The sequence below is a fragment of the Halalkalibacterium halodurans genome, assembly GCF_004376175.1.
Lineage (GTDB): Bacteria > Bacillota > Bacilli > Bacillales > Bacillaceae_D > Halalkalibacterium > Halalkalibacterium halodurans.
On the sequence record NZ_SNUY01000056.1, the window covers coordinates 22,587 to 29,625 of the forward strand.

Consider the following 7,039-nt stretch of genomic DNA (forward strand, 5'->3'; position numbering starts at 1 on the left):
TCTCCCTTTTATCCGCCTCACCGTGTCATCATTTAAAAGTCAATAGTCGGAACCTCTAGGGCCTTGCCTTATGACCGTTTCTCAATGATGAAACATGAAAAAACGAGGGCGGTTATGATTCGCCCTCTTTATCATCAATCAATGAAACCTCTTTCCAAACGTTAGTGACTACTCCCGTTTTGTCTTGATCTAAGACAAAGGACCCGTTGCTATAACGATCACTTCGTCTAAAAGAGGAAGGATCAACAGTGACGATAGTTCCGTCCTCCGTTTTGATGAAGAACGTATCTGAACCATCGGATATGCGTTTGCAGGCTACAATGTGGTGAGGATTTTTCTTTAATTCACGGAGCATTACGAGCCCCCGTTTAGCCCGCGTTGATTTGTCAAATTCAGTAATGGAAATACGCTTGACTCCTCCGCGATGAGTGACGACGAGAAATTCAACTCGGTCATTGAGAGTAAAGGTGGTCGCATCGACTACCACATCATCGTTTTTTAAATTGATTCCTTTTACACCAGCGGCTCGTTGCCCTACTTGACTAATTTCGTTTTCGCTAAACCAAAGACCGTAACCAAAGCTTGTCGCGATAAACACTTCTTCATTTCCAGATGTACGCATAACAGATACGACTTCATCGTCGTCTTTAAGCTTGAGTGCCATCAAAGGCTTGGAGAAACGCTGCGCTTTGTAGAGTGAAAGCTGAGAACGTTTAGCCATCCCTTGTCTTGTGATAAATAGGAGCGACTCCTCCTCCGAAAACTCTTTCACGGCAAGTGTTGTTAAAATGTCATCATCCTTATCGACCGTGACTAGGTTGGCCACATGTTGACCGTTATCTTTCCAGCGAATATCAGGTAGCTGGTGAACTGGTAAATACAAGTAGTTCCCCTTTTTCGTAAACAACAAGAGAGTATCTTGTGTGTTCATTTCATAACGGCCTAATAAATAGTCGCCTTCTTTCATACCTGGGAGTTCCCCGTTTGAGGCTGCGTACGATCTTAGGCTTGTTCGCTTCACATATCCTTCCTTCGTCACCGTCACCATCACATCTTCTGATGCGACGAGGACGTCCATTGTAATTTTGATCTCCTCGATCTCCTTTTTAATGATCGTCCGGCGCTCATCAGCAAACTGTTTTTTAATGGCCAATAGTTCCTTTTTAACGACCCCGATGAGCTTTTTTTCACTGGCTAAAATCGCTTCTAATTCGTGAATACGCCGCTCAAGTTCCGCAGCCTCTTCTTCCAGCGTAGTAATGTCTGTATTCGTCAAACGATATAGCTGCAAGGTGACAATCGCCTCTGCCTGAGCTTCCGTAAAGTCAAATTGGGCGATCAAATTATCCTTAGCGTTCTTTTTATCTTTAGATGCTCGAATCGTTTGAATGACATCATCTAAGATCGAGATCGCCTTCATGAGCCCTTGTACGATGTGCTGACGATCCTTTGCTTTTTGCAAGTCATACGTCGCCCGTCGGATAATGACATCTTTTTGGTGATCGATGTAGGCTTGGATTAAGCTTTTTAATCCCATTAATCGAGGCGTCTTGTTGTGAATGGCCACCATGTTAAAGTTATATGTAATTTGCAAATCAGTGTTTTTGAACAAATACTGCAAAATCCCGTTGGCATCGGCGTCTTTTTTAAGCTCAACGACAATGCGCAATCCAGTACGGTCCGTGTCATCACGAACCTCCGCAATCCCGTCCACCTTTTTGTCAAAGCGAATTTCATCCATTTTTTTTACGAGGTTCGCCTTGACGACCTCATATGGGATTTCCGTAATGACAATTTGCTGTTTACCACCACGTAGATCCTCAATTTCAGCTTTTCCACGTACGACTACTTTCCCTTTTCCCGTGCTGTAAGCTTGGCGGATTCCTTCGATTCCTTGCACGATTCCACCTGTCGGAAAGTCTGGCCCTTTTATGACCTGCATCAGCTCATCTAAAGTAACGTTTGGATTCTCCATTTGCATAATGACCCCATCGATCACTTCCCCGAGATGATGAGGTGGGATGTCGGTTGCATATCCAGAAGAAATTCCCGTTGAGCCGTTGACGAGCAAATTCGGAAATTTAGCTGGTAATACGACCGGTTCTTGTTCAGAATCATCAAAGTTCGGGATGTAATCCACTGTTTCTTTATCAATGTCACGTAAAAGCTCTGCCGCTATTTTTGACAGTCGCGCTTCCGTATAACGCATCGCCGCTGGTGGATCGCCGTCAATCGAGCCGTTATTCCCGTGCATATCAACAAGAATGTTACGCACTTTCCATTCCTGGCTCATACGGATCATCGCATCGTAGACGGACGAATCACCGTGTGGGTGATAATTCCCGATCACATTCCCCACGGTTTTTGCTGATTTTCGAAACGGTTTATCCGCCGTATTGCCGTCCCTGTACATAGCGTATAAAATTCGTCGCTGTACTGGTTTCAGGCCATCCCTTGCATCAGGCAACGCCCGCTCTTGAATAATATATTTTGAGTAGCGACCAAAACGGTCACCGATCACTTCTTCTAATGGGAGGTCTAAATAACGCTCTGTTTGTGCCACCCTTATTCCTCCTCAACTACTGCTAGGTTTTCGTTTTCTAAGATGTTTGTTTCCTCTTCCAAGCCAAACGCAACATGTGATTCGATCCACTTACGCCGCGGTTCTACTTTGTCACCCATGAGCGTGGATACACGCTTTTCCGCACGAGCTGCATCATCAATCCGAACGCGAATCAGCGTCCGCGTTTCAGGATCCATTGTCGTCTCCCAAAGCTGGGTTGCATTCATCTCCCCAAGTCCTTTATAGCGCTGAATCGTATACCCTCGTCCAACCTTTTTGATCGCTTTTTTAAGACCATCCTCGTCCCATGCATACTCTACCACTTCTTTTGCTCCTGACCCTTTGCTTACTTTGTAAAGGGGAGGTAAGGCAATATAGACCTTGCCTGCTTCCACGAGCGGGCGCATGTAACGATAAAAAAACGTCAACAGCAACACTTGGATGTGCGCACCATCAGTGTCAGCATCAGTCATAATGACGACTTTGTCATAATTGACATCGTCGAGGGTGAAATCGGCACCTACGCCTGCACCGATCGTATGAATAATGGTGCGGATTTCTTCGTTCTTCATAATGTCGTCGATTTTTGCTTTTTCCGTATTAATGACCTTTCCACGGAGCGGAAGAACGGCTTGGAATTTCCGGTCCCGCCCTTGCTTTGCCGAGCCTCCTGCAGAGTCACCCTCCACTAAGTAAAGCTCATTATGCTGCGGATTTTTCGATTGGGCTGGGGTTAGTTTCCCACTTAAAAGCACATCTCTCCGTCTATTTTTCTTTCCGCTGCGCGCTTCCTCCCGGGCTTTCCGTGCCGCTTCCCGCGCTTGTGCTGCCTTAATCGCCTTGCGAATGAGCATCGAACTCATTTCAGGGTTTTCTTCAAAGAAGAAGCTGAGCTTTTCAGAAACTAGGCTGTCAACGGCAGAACGAGCCTCAGGTGTCCCGAGCTTTCCTTTCGTTTGGCCTTCAAATTGTAACTTCTCCTCAGGAACACGAACAGAAATAAGAGCGGTAAATCCTTCGCGAATATCCGATCCATCTAGATTTTTATCCTTTTCTTTGAGTAGCTTCGCTTTTCGAGCATACTCATTCACAGCACGAGTCATCGCGGTCTTTGCGCCAAGCTCGTGGGTTCCCCCATCCTTTGTCCGCACGTTGTTTACAAACGAAAGAACATTCTCGGTATAGCCGTCGTTGAACTGAAAGGCAAACTCAATCTCAATCCCATTGCTCTCACCATTAAAAAAAACGACTGGATGAAGCGTTTCTTTATCCTCATTTAAATATTCAACGAACGCTTTAATGCCATCTTCATAATGGAAAACTTCCTTCGTATCGTCTCGAAGATCCACAAGTTCAATCTTAAGTCCTTTTAATAAAAAGGCCGCTTCGCGAAGTCTTTCTGAAAGTGTTTCCACATTGAAATTCGTCGTGCTAAATACCGTAGGATCTGGCTTGAAATGGATCGTCGTACCTGTTTGGCGAGTTTTCCCTTTCTTTTCTAGGGTTGTTGACGGCTTTCCTCCATTCTCAAACCGCTGTTCATATACCCAACCATCACGCTTAATCTCAACAATGAGCCATTCGGATAAGGCGTTTACAACAGAAGCCCCAACGCCGTGAAGCCCTCCACTTGTGGCATAACCGCCTTGTCCGAATTTTCCTCCTGCATGGAGCACAGTTAAGATGACCTCTGGGGTGGGCTTGCCTAACTTGTGCATTCCCGTCGGCATGCCACGTCCTTCATCTCGCACCGATACGCTCTGGTCTTTATGTATCGTCACATTTATATTCGATCCGTAGCCAGCCAACGCTTCATCGACCGCATTGTCGACAATTTCGTAAACAAGGTGGTGGAGGCCACGGCTATCTGTACTACCTATATACATTCCTGGACGCTTGCGAACAGCTTCCAGTCCTTCTAATACTTGAATTGCATCATCGTTATAGACGAAATCCTGTCTTTGTGCCAAATCTGGTACTCCTTTCACTTTTCCGTCCGCTCATTTTCTCTCTTTTATCATATCATACAAACGCATGTTCGGACTGCATTTTTCCTTTATGCTCTTCCATTGTACTGTTTCTTTCGGTAATCGCAACCTTTTTCTAGATCCTTCTCTATCATCGGTGCAATTTCCTCTATTTTTAACGATCGATCGCCACTTTGTCAAAGGAATATAAAAGAACCTCACATTAGTAACAAGTAATAACTACATGATTCACGATACGAAACAGCCCCAAGTGCCATGACTCGGGGCTGTTCTCTCATGCTTTGAATTTAGCGTGCTCCACTTTGATGCAACGATTCATAATTGACGTTACTCCGTGCTGTTGTAAATAGTCGTAAGCTTCTTTGTTTTCCAGACCTAACTGTGCCCAAAAGACTGGTGCACCAATCTCAACCGTTTCTCTCGCTACGTCCGGTAAGTGTTCGCTCCGTCTGAACACATTGACGATGTCCACAGCTCCTTCAATATCTTGCAAAGAAGGTACTGCTTTTTCCCCTAACACTTCATCGACGGTCGGATTGACTGGTATGATCTCATAGCCGGCGTGTTGCATAGCAGCAGAGACCATGTATGACGTTCGGTCAGGGTTTCCAGATAAGCCAACAACCGCAATCCGTTTTGCCTCTTGGAGAATTTGTTTGATTTTTTCATCGCTTGGATTTGTGATCATGATCGCATCAACTCCTTTTCTCTTTTCAGCATTAGTAAAAATAAAGCTTCCCATTCGATTTTGTCATCACTTCTAATGGAAAAAAATCCGAAACGCGCTCAGACATAAACCATTGTCTATCTTTTGTCACGGTTATAAAAAGTCCGTGTTCATCACCGATGGCACGAAAATGTTCGGTTCCTTGGTCCCAAACCGGATAGCCAAGGGATTCAAATAGCTTCGTTTGTTCACCTAGCTCTGCTGTGACTATACCTACTTCGCTTACATAAAGAAGCTGCTCCGATGGCACGAAAGGCTCGGATGTTGTTTGATTCAAATTATGGCGAGCAATCCATTCAACGATATTGCCTGCAGGGTCTTCAAAATAGAGGGCTTCCGCGTTCCAACGCGGAAATGGGACAACGTTCTTTCTTTCATGCTGCAACAAAGTTACTCGTTTTTCCAGCCACATTTTCGCCTCTTGCAACTTATTGCTCGGAATGTTGATCGCATAATGATAAAACGGCTCACCATCATCTTCAAATTGTTCAAACGTTACAAGTGTGCTACCTACAAGGATTGTAACCTGAGAGGTTGTTTCATGGGTAACCCGCAATCCCAATGTTTCTTTGTAAAACGATTTTACTGAATCAAGCTTCTTCGTCGCAAATGTTACGGCTTCAAATTCCATGAGTCAACCTCCTTCTCTTCAAGTTAATACCATCCTATGACAATTGTCGCTGAAAACATGCTGGATGTCTAGCGAAAGAAAAAGAGACCAGCAAGATAAGCTGGTCAATTGAAAAAATAGAGGTGTTACTTGTATGGCTTTTCATGAAGCTAAGTATGGTTCATTACAAAGTTTAACCGCTTACATTTTCTTTGTCAACGCTTTCTTTAAGAAAACGGGAAAAGGGTTCCGCGCAGCCATTGACCGCCGTCAAGGCTAATGCATTCTCCATTCATATAGGTAGCTTCTTCAGAGAAAAGATAAGCTGCAAGACCTGCGATTTCCTCTAATGTACCAAATCGTTTCAAAGGAACCGTCTGCAAAACTGCCTTCTGAAATGTCTCGTTTAGGATTAGCTTCTCAGCCCCCCCTGTTCCTTCAATTGGTCCTGGAGCAATCGCATTCAACCGAATGCCGTACTTTGTTCCCCATTCTACGGCAAGCGTGCGAGTCATTGCTAATACTCCCGCCTTAGCGCTAGCCGAATGAACAACTCCTGCTCCTGCAGTCCACGCATACGTAGCGACCATGTTTAGGATATGTCCTTTTCGTCCGTCCTTAATCCACTCCTTCCCAACCGCTTGTGTGCAATGCCACGTTCCATTGAGAACGATATCAATAACCGATTTCCAACCATTCAGAGACAAATCTTCAGCTGCGCATAAGAAATTACCCGCTGCGTTGTTAACAAGTCCGTCTATCGCTCCGAACTCTGAGAGCGTATCTTTCACCATCCGTTCCACATCATCAGGATTCCTGACATCCATTTGGACGGTCAACACTCGTCCGGAATCTTGTGCAACTTCGCTTTTCGCCGTTTCGAGACGCTCTTGATCTCGTCCTGTGATCACAACATTTGCCCCTAGGGAAGCAAACCTTGCCGCCATTGCCTTTCCCATTCCATTGCTGCCACCCGTGACAATGATTGTTTGATTTTTCATATAGTTCCCTCCAATGTTTTGAACGTATTGTCAAAACTTTATATAAAAATAGGCTATTAAATCCTATGTTAGAGGGCTTTATAAGCAAAAAAATTGCCACTCCCTGATTTCTGTAGATAATTGAGGTTACCACACATGTATTTTGCAATA

Annotated in this window: 5 protein-coding genes; all 5 read right to left on the reverse strand. The window is 44.8% G+C overall.

Features of this window, described 5'->3' with window-relative positions; all coding sequences use genetic code 11:
* Positions 1–112: 112 nt before the first annotated feature.
* The 5 genes from parC to fadH all read right to left on the reverse strand — a co-directional run bounded on the left by parC (position 113) and on the right by fadH (position 6,889).
* On the reverse strand, positions 113–2,563 hold the full coding sequence (gene parC, locus E2L07_RS15740) for a DNA topoisomerase IV subunit A (protein ID WP_053431091.1): 2,451 nt from the start codon (positions 2,561–2,563) through the stop codon (positions 113–115).
* Positions 2,564–2,565: 2 nt separating this feature from the next.
* A complete protein-coding gene (gene parE / locus E2L07_RS15745; RefSeq protein ID WP_134230042.1) occupies positions 2,566–4,533 on the reverse strand; it encodes a DNA topoisomerase IV subunit B in 1,968 nt (655 codons plus the stop codon).
* 292 nt (positions 4,534–4,825) lie between these two features.
* Complete coding sequence (locus tag E2L07_RS15750) at positions 4,826–5,242, reverse strand: CoA-binding protein (protein ID WP_041821571.1); 417 nt, start codon at positions 5,240–5,242, stop codon at positions 4,826–4,828.
* 28 nt (positions 5,243–5,270) lie between these two features.
* Positions 5,271–5,909, reverse strand: coding sequence for a VOC family protein (locus tag E2L07_RS15755; protein WP_134230043.1), 639 nt, complete (start codon positions 5,907–5,909; stop codon positions 5,271–5,273).
* A 206-nt stretch (positions 5,910–6,115) separates the two neighbouring features.
* Positions 6,116–6,889, reverse strand: coding sequence for a 2,4-dienoyl-CoA reductase (fadH, locus tag E2L07_RS15760; protein WP_010898301.1), 774 nt, complete (start codon positions 6,887–6,889; stop codon positions 6,116–6,118).
* Between the last annotated feature and the right edge of the window lie 150 nt (positions 6,890–7,039).